This window comes from Bacteroides caecigallinarum (genome assembly GCF_021531075.1).
Taxonomy (GTDB): Bacteria; Bacteroidota; Bacteroidia; order Bacteroidales; family Bacteroidaceae; genus Phocaeicola; species Phocaeicola caecigallinarum_B.
Genome location: NZ_JADYTJ010000013.1, coordinates 11689 through 29348 on the forward strand (window position 1 = coordinate 11689; position 17660 = coordinate 29348).

The window sequence follows — 17660 nt, forward strand, 5'->3', positions numbered from 1 at the left end:
CTAAAGTAAAAGTAAAAAAAGAAAAAGAAGAAGTATGTAGCAAATGTCTTCATAAATACTTTTTGTTATTGTTTACGGTGCAAATGTAATACTTTTCTTGAAAAAACAAGAATAGGATTAAAAAAATCTTCAAAATTTTTAATTTTCAAGCATTATTATCTTATTTTGCGATGCTGGTTTAATATTAGTAATACATATAAAAATCATTATGAAGTATAATTTTGATGAATTAATTGACAGGAAAGATACAAATGCTGTCAAGATAGACGAAATGAAAGATATATGGGGGAGAGATGATCTGATCCCGATGTGGGTGGCTGATATGGATTTTGCTACCCCGGATTTTGTGGTTGATGCTGTGAAGAAACGTTGCGAACATCCTGTGTTTGGCTATACCGTAAAATCAGACAGCTATTATAATTCTATAGTAAATTGGGTGAAAGCACGTTACGGAATGGAGATTGAGAAAAAACATATTAATTACGTTCCAGGGATAGTGGCAGGACTGGGTATGGCATTGAACTGTTTTACATCTCCGGGTGATAAGGTTGTTATCATGCCTCCGGTGTATCATCCGTTTGCATGGCTTACTACCAGAAATAACAGACAACTTGTGGAATGTCCTATGATATTCGAGAATGGAGAATACAGAATGAATCTTGAACTCCTTAGAAACATAAAGAAAGGTGTACGCGTGCTTATTCTCTGTAATCCTCACAATCCGGGTGGGGTAGTATGGAAGAGGGAAGAACTGGAAGAGCTGGCAGAAATCTGTGCAGAGGATAATATATTGGTATTCTCTGATGAGATACATGCTGACCTTACACTCGCACCGTATAGACATCTGCCTTTTGCTATGGTATCCGAAAAAGCGAAAAACAATTCCGTCACCTTCATGGCACCAAGCAAGGCTTTCAATATGCCTGGTGTGGCAGCATCGCACACTATTATATATAATGATGCATTGCGTGGAAAGTTTGAAACTTATCTTGAAGCTGGCGAGTTGAATGCGGGACATGTGTTTGCTTTCCCGGCTGTAGAAGCTGCGTATTCAAATGGAACGGAATGGCTGGACCAGTGTCTGGAATATATTCAGGGAAATATTGATTATGTAGATTCTTTCCTTAAGAACAATACTCCAAAGATAAAGGTTATACGTCCTATGGCATCGTATCTGATATGGCTGGATTGCCGTGAATTGGGATTGAATCATGACGAACTAAACTCTTTCTTTGCAGATAAAGCCGGACTGGCTTTGAATGATGGGGAAATGTTTGGTCGCGAAGGTGCCGGATTTATGAGGATGAATGTTGGAACTCAGCGCTTTGTAGTTGAACGTGCTATGAAACAGCTGGCTGAAGCATATAAAACATCATAATGCAACATCATAGTATATAAAATCCGGAAATGAAAGACTAAATTTTCTTCCATTTCCGGATTTTCTTGTTATTATATTTTATTGTTTATTATCTGTTTAGTGAACGTTCAGTAAACAGTCTATAAACAGATTTTTAATATATACCTACTTTGTTTTCCTGACCGAAGTTGTTGTAATTTCCGCTTATCATATTTTCACTTTCAGGATTCAGCTCTATGGCTTTCTTCAGGTCTTCTACTGAACCATCTTTATCTCCTTTCAGCAATTTGGCACGTCCTCTTTCCTGATATAGTTTTGCATTTTCTGGAGATAGCTCAAGTGCTTCGTCGTATACGGCAATAGCCTGGTCGAATTCTTTGTTTTCCAGCAAAGCAGTACCTTTTACTAGATACGCCTTTTCATTGAAAGGATTAAGCGAGAGCACCTTGTCAAGGTATGATATACCTTCCTCTATATTTCCTGTTGCTGCACAGATTTCACCTTTCAGAACCAGTGCATCTTCATCGTCGCTGTCTTTTGATAAGATAGTGTCAAGGTCTTCTGTAGCTTCCTTTGCCTGTCGCATATCCCACAGAACCTCAGCTCTTAGCTGATAGGCTTCTTTGAATTCTTCGTCTATGGCAATAGCTTTTGTAAGCATTACTATAGCCTGAATGTAATTCTTTGTTCCTTTTTCTGCCTTTGCTGCCAGATAGAATGCTGCCTTGTTCTTTTCATCCAGCGCTATTGCCTTTTCGCAGGCTTCTTTCATAGCCGGGTAATCTTCCTGCATGAAACAGACACCTGCCAGTGAAAGAAGAATTTTGGCGTTGTCAGGTGCTATTTCAGTAAGTCTGTGATACACTTTTCTTGCTTCGTCGGTTTTACCTGTCTGAAGGTAAGATGCGGCAAGGAGTTCCATTGTTTCCACATCTTCTTTTAGTGCTGTTGCTTCTTCAAAGCATTTGATGGCATATGGCAATTGTCGGATATTGCGTGCTCTGATGCCATCGTATTTTAGAATTTCAAAGTTTTTCTTTTCCTGTTTCTCCTGTTCGCTACCTTCGTTTTTCTTGTTTCCGCCGAACAGGGATGATAATAGACCCATAATTAATAAATTTATTTTGTTAGCGACTGCAAAAGTACAAAAATCAATTGATGAATACAAAAAAAGAGAATGCCATGTTTGACATTCTCTTTCCGATGTACACCCTCAGGGATTCGAACCCTGGACCCACTGATTAAGAGTCAGTTGCTCTACCAACTGAGCTAAGAGTGCATTACCTGTTGTTTGAGGTTCCTGGCGGATTCGAACCGCCGTACACGGTTTTGCAGACCGCTGACTAAGCCACTCATCCAAGGAACCGTAGCAATCAATTTTTTTCAGTAAAGTGGAGGTTCCTGGCGGATTCGAACCGCCGTACACGGTTTTGCAGACCGCTGACTAAGCCACTCATCCAAGGAACCGGAAGGCATTTTGATATTGTTCTTCTCAAATGCGATGCAAAGGTACGTCTTTTTTTTAAATATGCAATACTTTGGATGAAAAAAATCTTTTTTTATTCACACCTCTAAATTGTAATATATTGCTTATTGTTGTTGATAGTCTAATTTTAATCTTGTATATCAATACTTTGCATGATTAGTTTTTGAAAAAAGACTGCTCTTTCATTTTGAGAATATATTTGAATCGTGTTTTTAGTGTCTTTATTCGTCTGTAAAATAACTTCTTAAACGGCATTACATATTCTTTATTTATATAAATACAATGCCGGTTATTTCTTTTCACAGTTCTTTTTTAGTGCACATCCGGCACACGAGTCGCATGCCGACTTGCCTTTGCCGGATAATAATCTATATATGCGTAGCCCTACGAAGACTACGCACAAGATTATTATTATTCCTATTATTACTGTCTGTATGTCCATTTATAAGAAAAGTTTTCCGATTTGATATACCAGGAAAGATACTATCCATGCCAGTACGGTGGTATAAGTGGCGGCAAAAATGGCCCATTTCCAGCTTCCTGACTCCTGTTTTATGGCCACTATAGTTGCCACACAAGGGAAGTATATCAGTGTGAACAACATGTATCCGAAGGCTACCAGTGGAGTAATGTTCAGGCGTTCTGCAAGGTTTGCGCTGTCCACTTCCTCATCGCCTGCATACAGCACTCCTAGTGTGCTAACTACCAGCTCTTTGGCACCTACTCCTGATAGGATTCCTATACCCATCTTCCAGTCAAACCCCAGGGGTTCTATTGCAGGTTCTATGGCTTTACCTATTTGGCCGATATATGAATTTTCCTGTTGTTCGGCTTGTGTGGAATATTGCTCATGATTCGGATAGTATCCCAGGAACCATATAATTATGGATGCCACCATTATTATACCTCCCATTTTTTTCAGATACTGTACACCTTTCTCCCATGTGTGTCTTAATACCGATTTTGCAGTAGGCATTCTGTAAGGAGGAAGTTCCATTACGAATGGTGTGTCATCGCCTTTTACAATGAACTTACTCAGCACTCTTGCCATTATAATAGCCAATATGATGCCTATACTATATATACCAAGTAATACAAGGCTGGCATGGCTAGGGAAGAACGCTCCTATCAGAATAAGGTAGATTGGCAGACGTGCACTGCACGACATGAGTGGAGTGATGAGCATTGTTACGAGCCTTGACTTGCGGCTTTCGATTATGCGTGAACCCATTATGGCTGGTACGTTACATCCGAATCCCATTATAAGCGGGATGAATGATTTTCCGTGTAGTCCCATCTTATGCATTATCTTGTCCATGATGAATGCTGCGCGTGCCATATATCCGGAGTCTTCCATGATTGATATGAAGGTGTATAGAATAAGAATATTAGGCAGGAACACTATCACGCCTCCCACGCCTCCTATAATACCGTCTATCACCAGGTCCTTCAGCGGTCCGGCTGGGATGAACGACTCGGCACCCTGTGCTATCATGCCTACCAGCCATTCTATGGCTTGCATAGGGTAGTCTCCTATAACGAATGTTCCTTCGAACATTATGTATAGGAATATAAAGAAAATAGGAAAGCCCCATATTCTGTGAGTAACTATACTGTCCACAATACGGGTAAACATCTCAGTGTTCTGATTGTTGTCAGTATATGTTTCTTTCAGTGCGCCGGAAATGAAACCGTATTTGGCATCAGTGATGGCCTGTTCGCTGTCCTCATTCAATACTGTTTTCAATCTTTCAGCTTCTTTATTTCTTATGTCGATTATGGTGTCGGCATTAGGCATATCGGATATAATGCGGCGCTCTATATCCTTGTCGTTTTCCAGCATTTTGATGGCAAGGAAACGTGTAGAGTATTTATGCCGTATGTTTTCTATCTTGCCTATTTCCTTTTTCACGGCTTCTATACTTCTTTCCAGTTCAGGACCGTGGTTAATATGGATATGGCGTATGAAATTCTTTGGTGTAAAGTCGTTTTCCTCTTCCTTGTGGCTTCCATATTTGTGGTCAGGCACATAAGCATCATGCCATTTACGGTATTCCTGTAGAGCTTCGTTCTGTATCTCTTCTTTCTGTCCCATAAAATCGGCACCTTCGTACAGCCCGATGATAACGTGGAACAGTTCGTCTATGCCTTCACCCGTACGGCTTATTGTAGGCACGGCAGGAACACCAAGCAGTTGGCTCAGTTTCTTGATATCGAGTTTGTTTCCGCTGTTTTGAAGGGCATCGTACATATTCAGTGCGATAACCATTCTTACGTTCATGTCTATCAGTTGTGTTGTAAGGTAAAGATTACGTTCTATATTTCCCGAATCTACAACATTGATTATCACATCAGGCGTTTCTTCTATGATATGTTTCCTTACGTACAGTTCTTCGGGACTGTAGGCAGACAGTGAGTATGTACCCGGAAGGTCTATTAGTCTGAAATGATACCCCTGGAAGTCGAAGAAGCCTTCCTTAGCATCTACTGTAACACCACTATAATTTCCCACATGCTCGTGCGAACCTGATGCGATATTGAAAAGTGATGTTTTTCCACAGTTTGGATTTCCTACCAAAGCAACGTTTATAGTGCGTCTTTTTCCCTGTGCTAGCTCTCTCATCTGTTCTTCTGTTACAGGGATGTTTTCCGATATAGGGTCATATAATGATGTGGCAGAACTAGTCTTTCTTGCTTCTTCCTCACTGATTATCTCTATCATTTCCGCTTCCTGACGGCGTAATGATATTTCATATCCCATTATCTTATATTTGATAGGGTCCTTGAGAGGAGCGTTTAGTATCACTTCTACGGTTTTCCCTTTTATAAATCCCATTTCGATTATTCTGCGGCGGAAACCTCCGTGTCCCAATACTTTTACTATTACTCCTTTTTCTCCTGTTTTGAGTTCCGATAGTTTCATGATTTCATATTTTTCGGCAAAGATAGATGATAGTGGCTTTTTATGCAAGCTATTTAGATTGTTTTTAAATAATAAATTGAATTATCTGTTTCTGATATACAGAAATTATTTTCTTATTATGATAAAATATATTTCTTTTTATACGTTGTCCATCCAAAAAGACTACATTTGCATTATGATAAAACAAAGGATAGAAAGATTTATAAACGATAAGGAGCTGTTTGATATTAACGATAAGTTGGTTGTGGCTCTTAGTGGCGGTGCCGATTCGGTGGCATTGCTTAGAATTTTACTTTCTCTGGGATACGATTGTGTGGCGGCGCATTGTAATTTTCATTTGCGTGGTGATGAATCGGATAGGGATGAGGCGTTTGTAAGGGATTTGTGTACCAGAGTTTCCGTCCCTCTCGAGGTTGTTCATTTCCAGACTGTCGACTATGCAAAAAGTAATGGACTGTCAATAGAGATGGCAGCACGTGAGTTAAGATACAGTTGGTTTGATAATATCAGGCAAAAGCATGGGGCAGCGTATATAGCAGTGGCTCACCATAAGGATGACAGTGTGGAGACATTTCTGCTGAACCTTTCGCGTGGAACCGGAATAAACGGTCTGAAGGGTATAATGCCTAAGAATGGATTTATAGTTCGACCTTTATTGGAAATAGACAGGGATGATATTCTAGACTATTTGAGTGGTATAGGTCAGAGTTATGTTACAGACAGTACCAATCTGGAAAATGTATATACAAGAAATAAAATAAGGCTTGATATCATACCATTATTCAAACAAATAAACCCTTCATTTTGTGATTCGGTGTCTGAAACAGCTTCCCGTCTGGCTGATGTCGCTGCCATATATAAGTCGGCTATTTTGTCATCTATGGAACGTGTAATGATATCCTCGCATTCTTTATCTATAGAGAAATTATTGAATGAAGTGGCCCCCCAAGCTATACTGTTTGAATGGCTTTCACCCTTTGGCTTCAATGCTTCGCAAATAAAAGATATAGAGAGAAGTCTTAAATCTACATCCGGTAAAATGTTTTATTCAAATAATTGGACATTACTACGCGACAGAGACTGCTTGTTTCTGAAGGAAAAAGTTGCGGATGAAAGTACCTACAAGCTAAATGTAAGGACTTTTAATGTCGATCCGGATTTCATAGTTCCAAAATGTAGAGAGAAAGCTTATCTGGATGCCGGCAAGCTGCGTGGAGAACTGAATTTGCGTAAATGGCAATCGGGCGATAAGTTTGTTCCCTATGGTATGAAAGGTTTCAAAAAAGTGAGAGACTATTTGCGTGACAGGAAGTTCTCTCTGTTTGAAAAAGAAAATGTTATGGTAGTAACCTCTGGTTCTGAAATAGTGTGGTTGGTCAATGAAAGGACTGATAATAGATTTTGTGTAGATGCTGAAACTAAGATTGTTATAGAAGTTTCAGTTCTGTCGGAATCATGAAGGAAATAGGGGTATTCCTATCGTTTTCCCAAAACGGAAACATATTAATAGATAATAAGATATAAGAATATAAGGATTTGGTTAAAAGATGTAAAATAGAATAACATCATTGATGTAATTCCAAGTTTTTATATTTACTTTGGGAATACTAAGCGGTTTTTAATAAACGGTTTTGGTAATTGAAAAATTAAAAAATTATAATTTATGAACGAATTAATTGAAAAGATTAAGGAATTAAGTGAGACTTTAATTTCTGAGGCTACTCAGCAGGCCGAAAAAGGAAACAAAGCTGCCGGAACAAGAGCACGTAAAGTTTCTTTGGAATTGGAAAAAGCGTTGAAAGAATTTAGAAAAGTTTCTTTGGAAGAATCTAAGAAATAATGTTGAAGCAACGTTTTGTTTAGTGGGGTTGTATTACTTCGGTTTATTATGGAGTGATACAACCTTTTTATTTAATTTTAGATGGAGGCTAGTTTGATGAAGATAATCTTTGGCATATTCCTTTCGTTTTTCGTTTTTCTTTCTTTTTCTGCATGTCATAGGCAGAACGCTCAGGATACACTTGTGTCTAAGATTGATTCGTTGAACACCTTGTCATATAATTTTCGTTATAAGAATCTGGCACTTTCTTCCAGATTGGCTGAAGAAGCATATTCCTTGTTGGATGGTAGTAATGCTGACAATGCACGGACTTTGAATAATATGGGTTTCTGTGCTTTTATGGAGATGAACTTTGATGAATCTATGAGACTGTTCAACAGAGTGATCAATACATCGGACAATGAGATAGAATGTCTGATTGCAGATGTTGGACTTATGAAAATTTGTCAGCGTATATCATCAAACAAAGAATTTTATGATTATCGGAACAGAGCGCAGAGGCGCATAAAACGTATAAAACAGGATAGAATAGTGGAAACTGATTCTGTTTTTTCTGCAAGATTTAATTATGCCTTGTCTGAATTCCATATTACATCAGGAATATATTTCTATTACTTACAGCAAGAGAAAGAATCGCTGGCCGAGATAGATGCAATAGATGTAGATAAGATCGAATCTGATACATCTCAAATGCTATATTATATGTATATGAGAGGCTCAGGAGGAATGTATTCTGCACCTACTCCTGAAGATGCGGTGATAGGAGAATTTGGCTATCTGATAGAATGTTTCAGACTGTCGAATGAACGTGGATATCTTTATTTCGAAGCTAATGCTTTACAGGCAATGGCTGAGATATTGAATTTTAAATCGAATAGGGAATTGATATTTGGCAGACGCAAAGGATGGATTGATTTCATAAATGAAGATGGTTGTCCTATGGACAGTTTGCCCCTGAATATAGCAAAAAGAGCATTAACCTTGTTTAAGGAGTATGGAGACTGGTATCAAATTTCCGGAGCATACAGAACAATGGCTACATACTATAATTACATAGGTGTTCCGGAACGTGCTTTGCCTTTGCTTGATACAGCATTGCAATATGTAAATAAGCATCATGAAAAGTATTATGCTTGCAATGATACTGTAGACAGACTGAAGACATATAGGGATGATTTTCCGTATTCGCTTGAACTGAAATGGATAAACAATGATGGGATAAAGACTGTACCTGAATGGATTGCAAGATTAAGGGAACAGCTCAGCCGGACCTATTCGGCTATGGGGATGAAATTGCAATCGGATTATAATAGAAATATATATCTTGATATTCTTGACTACACTCGTCAGGATAAGGAATTGGAGAGCAGATATGCTGCATTGGACAGAGAATCGTATCTGCTGAATATTCTTCTTATGATGGTTGTACTCGGCTTTTTTGTTCTTGCCGTAGTTCTTATTTTGCTTAACAAATTCTGGCGTGTACGTAATAATCTATATATAGACAAGCTGAATAGGGTTCTTCTGGTTTGTAGGAATATCACGGCTGCTGTACCTGTAGAAGCTTCCGGACCGGACGAAGTGGTAGAACAGGTAGAGAAAGCCGTACGTCTTGACGTCCTTAGTCTGACAGCTGCCGATGATTTATGGATTGAATTAAAGTCTTCGTGTAATGAATGTGATAAACCTGAATGGACTCGTGAGGATAAAACGCCTGTATTAGACTTGATTGCTCCTGGTAAGGGGGAGTCAATAGGGCAATTGTGGCTTAAAAAAGATGGAAAGTTGCGACGTGATGAAATGTCGATGATGCGACTCATTACTCCGTATATGGCATGGACTCTTGAGAATGGACTTAATCTTATGATGCTTGCTGATGCCAGAATCCGTTTGGAACAGGAAGAATACATACATCGCATACATATAGCAGAGAATAAACGTCAGAATGAAATAAAGAAAGCTTGTGTAGCTATAGTGAATGGTATAGTGCCATACATAGACAGAGTGATAAATGAAGTTGCCAAGCTGAGGAATGCATCATTTGCACAGAATGTTGATGTGAGAAATGCAAAGTTGCAGTATATCGATGAATTATTGTCGAAAATTAATGATTACAATGATATATTGGCCGTATGGATAAAGATGAAACAAGGGGATATAAATTTGAATATAGAGAATTTTTCCCTTGATAGTCTGTTCGAAGTAATATCAAAGGGGAAACATTCGTTTGAAGTAAAAAGACAACAACTGAATATTGAATACAGTGACTTGTTAGTGAAGGCAGATAAAGCTCTTACTTTATTTATGATAAACACGCTGGCCGATAACGCACGTAAATATACCCCAGATGGTGGAACTATAACACTTTCTGCCGTAGAAAACGAAAGATATGTGGAGATCTCAGTAGAAGATAATGGTCCGGGGTTGTCAGATGTCGATGTAGAGCACATCTTGAATGAAAAGGTGTATGATTCAGGCAAAATAGGTACGGATGCAGCTGTTGATAAGAATGAGCTTAGCAGGCAGAAAGGACATGGTTTCGGGCTCATGAACTGTAAAGGTATAATAGAAAAATACAGAAAGACAAGTCCTTTGTTTGATGTATGCAAGTTTGGTATTGAAAGTACACCAGGCAGAGGTAGTCGTTTCTATTTCCGTCTTCCTAAAGGAGTTAGGAGAATATTGTCGGTAATTGCTTTGGTTATATCTTTCTCTCAGATGTCCGTAATTAATTCTCATGCGCAAGATATTGCTACCGACACATCCATAGTGACGAATGACGGATATGTAGTGACCGGGTATGATAGTCTTCTTGCTATTGCCAATATGTATGCTAATATGGTGTACGATTGTAATGTCAGAGCAGATTATGATAATGCATTGGTTTTGGCAGACAGTGCATTTCTATATTTGAACCGCCATTATATTAAATATTCCGGTAAGAAGATTCCTCTGCTTGATACTGACAGTAAAGACGAGGCTCCTGAACTGGTGTGGCTTAATGATAAGTTTGATACAGACTATTATATAATACTTGATATAAGGAATGAAGTGGCTGTGGCAAGTCTTGCAGTGAAGAATTTTTCAAAATATTATTATAATAATAAAGCTTATACTACATTGTACAAACAGATAAGCGAAGATAAATCCTTGGAACAGTATTGCCACAATATGCAGAAATCGGCCAACAATAAAATGGTGGCTATAATGCTTTTTATGGTTATGATAATAGTGGGACTGGTGGCATATTATATGATATATCTAAGACGAATGCTTCATTACAGGTATAATATGGAGCAGGTTCTAACAATAAATCAGACTGTATTTTCTGCATCTGTATCGAATGATACTCCTGAAAAAACATCAGAAATCTGTTCAAGGACAGTGAACTCTATTTTCCGTGATATTAATGAACTTATTACTATTGATAATCTTGTGATAGGTATTTATGATGAAGTGGAAAAGAAACTGGTTTTGTCGTGGTTTGCTGAATGTGATGATGATGTCTTGTTGGAAAATCTTAATAAATCATATAATCGTAGGTGTATTATGTACGATGAAGAAAAAAAATGGATAATTTTACCATTACGTGTATATGCACCAAACGAAGTTAAATATATCGGAGTAATAGGGTTATGTTCAGATGAAAAATCTGTGCGTGATGAAGATAAAATATTGCTTGAACTTGTAAGCGAATATCTTGGAGTTGCTTTGTATCATACAATAGTACAAGTAGAGAGACGCTTTCAGGATATTGAACTTGCCAAGGACGATGCTTCGAGGGCTGAGCACGAGGAAAATACGCTGCATGTACAGAATCTGGTTCTTGACAATTGTCTTTCCACTATCAAGCATGAAACAATATATTATCCCGGACGTTTAAGGAAACTGGTTGAACAAATAAGAAATAGTTATTCCTCAGGTATAAATGAAACAGGAATGGAAAAGAGTCTTCGCGATATGGATGAACTTGTGAACTATTACAAGGAAGTCTTTACAATTCTGTCGTCCAATGCATCGCGTATGCTCGAAGGAGTTACATTCAGACGATCGCTGCTAAATGTCTCCGATTTAGTTTCCTATACGGATAAATATTATAAAAAAGCGATAAAACGAATGCAAGTGTTTCCGGATTTCGCTGTTGATGTCAAGGAAGAATATGTAGTGATTGGTGATGAAATTCTACTTCGTTTTTTATTGGAGAATCTTATCGATGAGGCTCTGAGATATAATGTAGCCGGTGATATAATATTATCAGTAAGCTGTTATGACGGGTTTGCAAGATTCGATTTTACGGACAGACGTCGTAATTTTACGCAAGGAGAATTGAATCTTCTGTTTTACCCTGATAATGCTAAGGTAAATATGTCAGATAGTGGAGATATATTGTCGGGTGCTGAGTATCTTATATGCAAGCAGATAATAAGAGATCATGATGAATTCGGCGGGCGTAGAGGATGCCGTATAAATGCAACTCCTGCCAGCGATGGGTGTGGCTTTAGTGTATGGTTTACCGTTCCGCTGAAAAACAAATGAAAATAAATTGTTGATAAACATAACGTAAAGAGATATTGAACATGGAGAAGTTTAAAGTAATAATAGTAGAGGACGTAAAACTGGAATTGAAAGGTACGGAAGAAATATTCCGTCATGAAATACCTAACGCAGAGGTTATAGGTACAGCCATGACTGAAGCTGAATTTTGGACATTGATGGAGACAAAATCTCCGGATATGGTACTTCTTGATTTAGGACTTGGAGGCTCTACTACTATTGGTATTGAAATATGTTCCCGTCTGCATAAAGAGAGACCAGAGATAAAGGTTCTAATTTTCACGGGAGAGGTTCTGAATGAGAAATTATGGGTAGATGCTTTAAATGCCGGTGCGGATGGAATAATACTAAAAACAGGAGAATTGCTTACAGCCATTGATGTTCAAGCCGTAATGGAAGGAAAAAAACTGGTATTCAATTATCCTATATTGGAGAAGATTGTGGCACGTTTCAAACAGAGTGTAGCAGTTGAACAAAAACGTCAGGAGGCAATAATAGATTATGATATTGACGAATACGACGAACGTCTGTTGCGTCATCTTGCACTAGGATATACCAAAGAGATGATAACCAATCTAAAGGCAATACCTTTTGGAGTGAAGTCTATAGAGAAGAGACAAAATGAGTTGATTAACAGATTGTTCCGTTCTGATGAAAGGACTGGGGTAAATGCTTGTAGACTTGTGACTCGTGCATTCGAACTGCGAATACTGGATATAGATAATCTTGAACCTGATGAGGAATAGAAATGTAATACATCCGGCTACGTTGTTTTTCTGTCTGTGGTGGCTTGTGGCAGTGCTGTCATGGATAGGTAACGTATACGCATGGGAAGGTATAAAGAATATAATAAGCACAGAGGCTCTGAGGTGGTTTTTAAGATATACAGAAGAAAACCTTATGTCATCGCCTGCGCTTTACTTTTTTATAATCTCTTTTATGTCTGCCGGTTTGTTTATGCATTCAGGATTGGGCAATGTGTTATGGCGTATCGTGAAACGGGAAAGAAAACTTTCCGGAAAGGAAAAGAAATCTTTGGTGGGGGCATCTATCGTTTCTATTTTATGTTTTACGGTATATGCATTATTGGCTTGGGGACCTTGGAACATAGTTCGTGGAGTGACGGGCAGATATGTAGATTCACCTTTGCATGATGGTGCGTTCTGTATATTGTCAATAGCTATAAGTCTTACATCAGTGGTTTATGGATATTCTGCTGACCGTTACCGAAGTGATGTTGATATTGTTAATGGTATGTCGTATCTGTTTTATCGTTTCCCATCATATATCGTATCATTGTTTTTTGTCATTCAATTTGTTGCTGCCTTCAAGTATAGTGGCTTGCCTGTTTGTATGGGAATAACTCATGAAGTATTGGATTGGATTTATTGGACTTGCTGTATAATACCTTTTATTTGGGAATTATATAATCGGAAGTGATTTAAATATAATTAAAATGCTTCCCTTATAACTGTCTGTTAGATTTAAATGATATAATTTTGCAATCAATAATTTAAAGTTAAAAACAATAATGAAAAAAGGATTACTATTTGCCGCAGCTGGTGTTATGGCATTGGCTGCATGTCAGGAGAAAGGTGGTTTTACCATCGATGGTACTATTGCCGGAGCAAAAGACGGTGACTATGTTTACATGCGTTATTATGATGGGAGAGAAGCTTTCACTTTGGATTCAGCCATTGTGAAGAACGGTAAGTTTGAGTTCAAGGGAATGCCGGATTCGATTTTTGCTCCAAAATATTTAACATATGGAGACGGAACGAATAATCTGATGGCTATGGTATTTATAGAAGAAGGTAATATAAATGCTGATTTGGGTAATAATAAAATAACAGGTACACCTGCAAATGATATATTTACAGTCTATAATGATAAGTATACTTCATTTGATAGGCAATTGGGAAATATTCAGAAAATATATAGTACAGATTCAACACTTACAGACATTCAGAGAGATTCATTGGTAGAGGCTTATGACAAGATTATGTCTGAATGCATGGATTTTGTATATGCCCAGACAGAAGCAAATATCAATAATGCTGTAGGTGCTTATCTGTTACAGTCTAACGGATTTTCGTTCGATGTTGAACAGACTGGTGCTTTGCTAGAAAAACTCCCTCAGAAATATCTTGCATCTTCTTCAATGACTCGTCTGAAAGAATACATTGACAATGCTATGAAGACTGTTGTAGGAAAGAAATATATTGATTTTTCGATGAATACACCAGAAGGAAAGACTGTAAAACTTTCAGATTTCGTTAGCAAGAACAAGTATACTCTTATTGACTTCTGGGCTAGTTGGTGCGGACCATGCCGTCAGGAAATGCCTAATGTAGTAGCTGCATACAAGCAGTTTAAGAATAAAGGTTTCGGTATAGTTGGTGTTTCTCTTGATAAGGATGCTGACAAGTGGAAACAGGCTATCAAGGATTTGAACATTACATGGCCTCAGATGTCAGACCTTAAGGCTTGGCAGTGCGAGGGTGCTGCTTTGTATGGAGTACGTGCTATTCCAGCCACTGTACTTGTCGATCAGGAAGGAAATATCATAGCAAGAGATTTACGTGGTGATGAGATTGCTGCAAAACTTGGAGAACTTTTAAAATAATTCTTGTAAGACATATAAACAAAAAACGAAGAGGCTTTTTCAACCTCTTCGTTTTTTTTATATTATTGTGCATCTGCTGCAGCCGGCATCATATCGCCCTTAACAATAAGACGTGTTATTTCGGATTTACCGTTTGTTCTTAGTGTGATTGTTTTCTGAAATCTTCCCGGAAATTTGCCTGCTCCGTTGTAAGTAACAATTATTTCGCCGCTTTCTCCCGGTTTTATTGGTTCTTTCGGATACTGTGGTACTGTACATCCACATGTAGCTATTGCCTGATGAATAACCAAAGGACCATCGCCTACATTAGTGAATTTGAATGTACATGTCACTTTAGGACTGTTTTCAGAGAAACTTCCGAAATCGTGCGTAGTTTTCTCAAACTTTATTTCTGCTGTACCGGCGGCCATTACCATTATTATACCCATAAAGAGCATTAATGTGGTAAGAATAAACTTCTTCATATACTTCTATTTTATATTAATCGTTGCGAATATAGTTTATAATCTAATTTGTGAATGTTTTTAATCACTTTAATTAACAGAACCAGGTTCCTGAATGTTCAATTTAACCTCGGTTTACCTGTTTTACTCCCTTTACTGTTCTTAGTTTCTTTATCAGAGCCTCCAGTTTGGATATATCGTCCACCATTACTGTAAGCATTCCGGAAAATAGCCCATCGTGCGAGTCTACACTTATTGATCTCAGAAGTATATTGTTTTCCTTGTTGATGATGGAGGTGATGTTTGTCACAATTCCTATATCATCATGACCTACTATACGCAGCGTGATAGGATACTGTTTGCCTTGGCTCTTTCCGGCCCATTTTGCGCGTACTATACGGTAAGGGAAACGTGCCTTCATTTCCGGAGCATTAGGACAGTCGCAGCGGTGAATCTTGATACCACCGGATATCGTAACAAAACCGAATACATCATCACCATATATAGGATTACAGCATTTTGCAAGATTAAAGTCTATTCCTTTCAGATTCTGGTCTATCACTAGCACATCGTCTTTAAAATAGTCCTTGGTGTCTGCTGTCTGCTGCAGGTTATATCCTTCAGCACTTCTGTAGATAACTTCTTCCCGCTGTTCCGTTTCGCGTTTTTGCATTTCCTGATACTTATCAATAATAGTGTTTATATCACTACTTTCGTCGGAAATGCTCTTGTAGAAATCTGTTACACTCTTGAATCCCATCTTCTTGATGAGTCTCATCAATATTGATTCGTCGTATTCAATCTTTTTGTTCTTGAATTTGCGTTCCAGAGTTTCCTTGGCGAATTGAGTCTGTCGTGCGGCAATCTCTTTCAGTGCCTGACGTATTTTTGTCTTGGCTTTTGATGTTGTGACAAAATTCAGCCAGTCCTGTTTCGGAACCTGAGTGTTGGATGTCATAATCTCAACCTGATCCCCACTATTCAGAATCTGTTTCAGTTGGACATTCTTTCCGTTCACTTTAGCACCGATACATTTGCTACCTAGGTTCGTATGGATAGTGAATGCAAAATCTAGTACAGTTGCCCCTTGTGGAAGTTTGTATAAATCTCCTTTCGGAGTAAATACGAATACCTCATCCTTGTACAGGTCAAGCTTGAACTGATCCATTGCTTCTATATCGCTGTCTGCATTCTCCAGAGTCTCGCGTATAGAGTTAAGCCATTCGTCAAGTCCTGTCTCACCTTTTATACCTTTATATCTCCAGTGTGCAGCCAGACCTTTTTCGGCTATCTCGTCCATTCTTTCAGTACGTATCTGTACTTCTACCCATTTACCTTCGGGCCCCATGACCGTGATATGGAGTGATTCATATCCGTTACTTTTAGGTACAGACAGCCAGTCGCGCAGACGTTTTGGGTTAGGCAGATACATATCCGTTACTATCGAATAAGCCTGCCAGCACTCCTGTTTCTCTTTTTCCAGTTCGGAATCCAGTATTATTCTAATGGCAAATAGGTCGTAAACACCTTCAAAAGGACAACCTTGTTTTTTCATTTTCTGATAAATGGAGTGTATGGACTTGGTTCTGCCTTTCATATGGAATTTCAGTCCGGCATCCTCCAGTTTCTTTTTGATAGGCTCGATAAAGGCATCGATATATCTGTCGCGTGCCTGTTTTGTGGCGTTCAGCTTATCTTTGATATGATAATAGATGTCATGCTGTGTATATTTCAGCGAAAGGTCCTCAAGTTCAGACTTAAGTTTATATAAACCTAATTTGTGTGCCAGTGGAGCATAAAGGTATGCAGCCTCATTTGATACCATGATTCTGGCTTCTTCATTCTCCGAGTCCTTTATCTGTCGCATCAGATTTACTCTGTCTGCAATGATAATGAGAATAACTCTCATATCTTCTGCAAACGAGAGCAGAAGATTTCTGAAGTTTTCCGATTCAATGGTTGGGCTCTTGGCATAAAGCTCATTGATTTTTACAAGCCCTTTGATTATTCCTGCAACGTCTTCTCCGTATTCATTTTTTACTTCATCTAGTGTGCAAAGATTATATTTCACAGATTCATGCAGCATTATACCTAGAATGGAGGCACGTCGCATACCTATTTCTTCGGCTACAATGACGGCTGTTTGCATATCTTTTATTATTGGGTTCATTCCAAATGCGTTTCTTGGAATTCCTCCGTTCTTCATCACCTTGATAAGATGCGATTTTATCTTTCTGCAGTCGTCTTTTTGTAATGTATCTTTTGATAGCCTTAATAGTTTTTTATATAATGCAAAGAGCAATTCTTTTTCATCACTGTTAAAAAAAGCTGTTTCTTCCATGACTTTATCCTTTTTCTTGAGTGTAAAGGTAGTTTTTTTCTTCATTATATTCGTTATATTTCGTCCTTTTTTATAATTTTGAGCAGATTT

Annotated in this window: 12 protein-coding genes and 3 tRNA genes; 7 read left to right on the top strand and 8 right to left on the bottom strand. The window is 38.2% G+C overall.

Translation table 11 applies throughout. The features are described from left to right. The first annotated feature begins 208 nt into the window (after positions 1 to 208). Positions 209 to 1378, top strand: a complete 1170-nt coding sequence (locus tag I6E11_RS05430; RefSeq protein ID WP_235336855.1) for a MalY/PatB family protein — start codon at positions 209 to 211, stop codon at positions 1376 to 1378. A 133-nt stretch (positions 1379 to 1511) separates the two neighbouring features. Here the strand turns inward: I6E11_RS05430 and I6E11_RS05435 are convergent, their stop codons facing one another. From I6E11_RS05435 to feoB, 6 genes are all read right to left on the bottom strand, one after another. Then, on the bottom strand, positions 1512 to 2465 hold the full coding sequence (locus tag I6E11_RS05435; protein WP_235336856.1) for a tetratricopeptide repeat protein: 954 nt from the start codon (positions 2463 to 2465) through the stop codon (positions 1512 to 1514). 98 nt (positions 2466 to 2563) lie between these two features. After that, positions 2564 to 2636: transfer RNA gene (locus I6E11_RS05440), tRNA-Lys, on the bottom strand. A 15-nt stretch (positions 2637 to 2651) separates the two neighbouring features. Then, positions 2652 to 2723 (bottom strand) — tRNA-Cys (locus I6E11_RS05445). A 26-nt stretch (positions 2724 to 2749) separates the two neighbouring features. Next, a tRNA-Cys gene (locus I6E11_RS05450) sits at positions 2750 to 2824 on the bottom strand. A 308-nt stretch (positions 2825 to 3132) separates the two neighbouring features. Beyond that, entirely contained in the window at positions 3133 to 3285 is a 153-nt protein-coding gene (locus tag I6E11_RS15320; protein ID WP_394800106.1) for a FeoB-associated Cys-rich membrane protein, read from the bottom strand. After that, positions 3286 to 5766, bottom strand: coding sequence for a ferrous iron transport protein B (feoB, locus tag I6E11_RS05455; protein ID WP_235336858.1), 2481 nt, complete (start codon positions 5764 to 5766; stop codon positions 3286 to 3288). A 175-nt stretch (positions 5767 to 5941) separates the two neighbouring features. Here feoB and tilS point away from each other — a divergent pair, with 175 nt between their 5' ends. The 6 genes from tilS to I6E11_RS05485 all read left to right on the top strand — a co-directional run bounded on the left by tilS (position 5942) and on the right by I6E11_RS05485 (position 14786). After that, entirely contained in the window at positions 5942 to 7225 is a 1284-nt protein-coding gene (gene tilS / locus I6E11_RS05460; protein ID WP_235336860.1) for a tRNA lysidine(34) synthetase TilS, read from the top strand. A gap of 204 nt (positions 7226 to 7429) precedes the next feature. Then, positions 7430 to 7606 (top strand): BF3379 family histone-like protein, encoded by a 177-nt coding sequence (locus tag I6E11_RS05465; protein WP_235336862.1) that lies wholly within the window; start codon positions 7430 to 7432, stop codon positions 7604 to 7606. 96 nt (positions 7607 to 7702) lie between these two features. Continuing rightward, positions 7703 to 12142, top strand: coding sequence for a DUF5112 domain-containing protein (locus I6E11_RS05470; RefSeq protein ID WP_235336864.1), 4440 nt, complete (start codon positions 7703 to 7705; stop codon positions 12140 to 12142). A gap of 35 nt (positions 12143 to 12177) precedes the next feature. Further along, entirely contained in the window at positions 12178 to 12906 is a 729-nt protein-coding gene (locus tag I6E11_RS05475) for a DUF5932 domain-containing protein (protein ID WP_235336867.1), read from the top strand. Then, positions 12896 to 13600, top strand: a complete 705-nt coding sequence (locus I6E11_RS05480; RefSeq protein WP_235336869.1) for an AbgT family transporter — start codon at positions 12896 to 12898, stop codon at positions 13598 to 13600. The genes I6E11_RS05475 and I6E11_RS05480 overlap by 11 nt, the downstream gene beginning before the upstream one ends. A gap of 91 nt (positions 13601 to 13691) precedes the next feature. After that, positions 13692 to 14786 (top strand): TlpA disulfide reductase family protein, encoded by a 1095-nt coding sequence (locus I6E11_RS05485; protein WP_235336870.1) that lies wholly within the window; start codon positions 13692 to 13694, stop codon positions 14784 to 14786. Positions 14787 to 14848: 62 nt separating this feature from the next. Here I6E11_RS05485 and I6E11_RS05490 read toward each other — a convergent pair whose 3' ends face one another. Together I6E11_RS05490 and I6E11_RS05495 are read right to left on the bottom strand one after the other, a co-directional pair. Then, entirely contained in the window at positions 14849 to 15250 is a 402-nt protein-coding gene (locus I6E11_RS05490) for a DUF1573 domain-containing protein (RefSeq protein ID WP_235336871.1), read from the bottom strand. 103 nt (positions 15251 to 15353) lie between these two features. After that, a complete protein-coding gene (locus tag I6E11_RS05495) occupies positions 15354 to 17570 on the bottom strand; it encodes a RelA/SpoT family protein (RefSeq protein WP_235336905.1) in 2217 nt (738 codons plus the stop codon). Positions 17571 to 17660: the final 90 nt, after the last annotated feature.

Coding starts and splice junctions, on each gene's coding strand:
- I6E11_RS05485 (WP_235336870.1), top strand. CDS start 13,692: ATGAAAAAAGGATTACTATTTGCCGCAGCTGGTGTTATGGCATTGGCT.
- I6E11_RS05470 (WP_235336864.1), top strand. CDS start 7,703: ATGAAGATAATCTTTGGCATATTCCTTTCGTTTTTCGTTTTTCTTTCT.
- I6E11_RS05465 (WP_235336862.1), top strand. CDS start 7,430: ATGAACGAATTAATTGAAAAGATTAAGGAATTAAGTGAGACTTTAATT.
- I6E11_RS15320 (WP_394800106.1), bottom strand. CDS start 3,285: ATGGACATACAGACAGTAATAATAGGAATAATAATAATCTTGTGCGTA.
- tilS (WP_235336860.1), top strand. CDS start 5,942: ATGATAAAACAAAGGATAGAAAGATTTATAAACGATAAGGAGCTGTTT.
- I6E11_RS05430 (WP_235336855.1), top strand. CDS start 209: ATGAAGTATAATTTTGATGAATTAATTGACAGGAAAGATACAAATGCT.
- I6E11_RS05490 (WP_235336871.1), bottom strand. CDS start 15,250: ATGAAGAAGTTTATTCTTACCACATTAATGCTCTTTATGGGTATAATA.
- I6E11_RS05495 (WP_235336905.1), bottom strand. CDS start 17,570: ATGGAAGAAACAGCTTTTTTTAACAGTGATGAAAAAGAATTGCTCTTT.
- feoB (WP_235336858.1), bottom strand. CDS start 5,766: ATGAAACTATCGGAACTCAAAACAGGAGAAAAAGGAGTAATAGTAAAA.
- I6E11_RS05435 (WP_235336856.1), bottom strand. CDS start 2,465: ATGGGTCTATTATCATCCCTGTTCGGCGGAAACAAGAAAAACGAAGGT.
- I6E11_RS05480 (WP_235336869.1), top strand. CDS start 12,896: ATGAGGAATAGAAATGTAATACATCCGGCTACGTTGTTTTTCTGTCTG.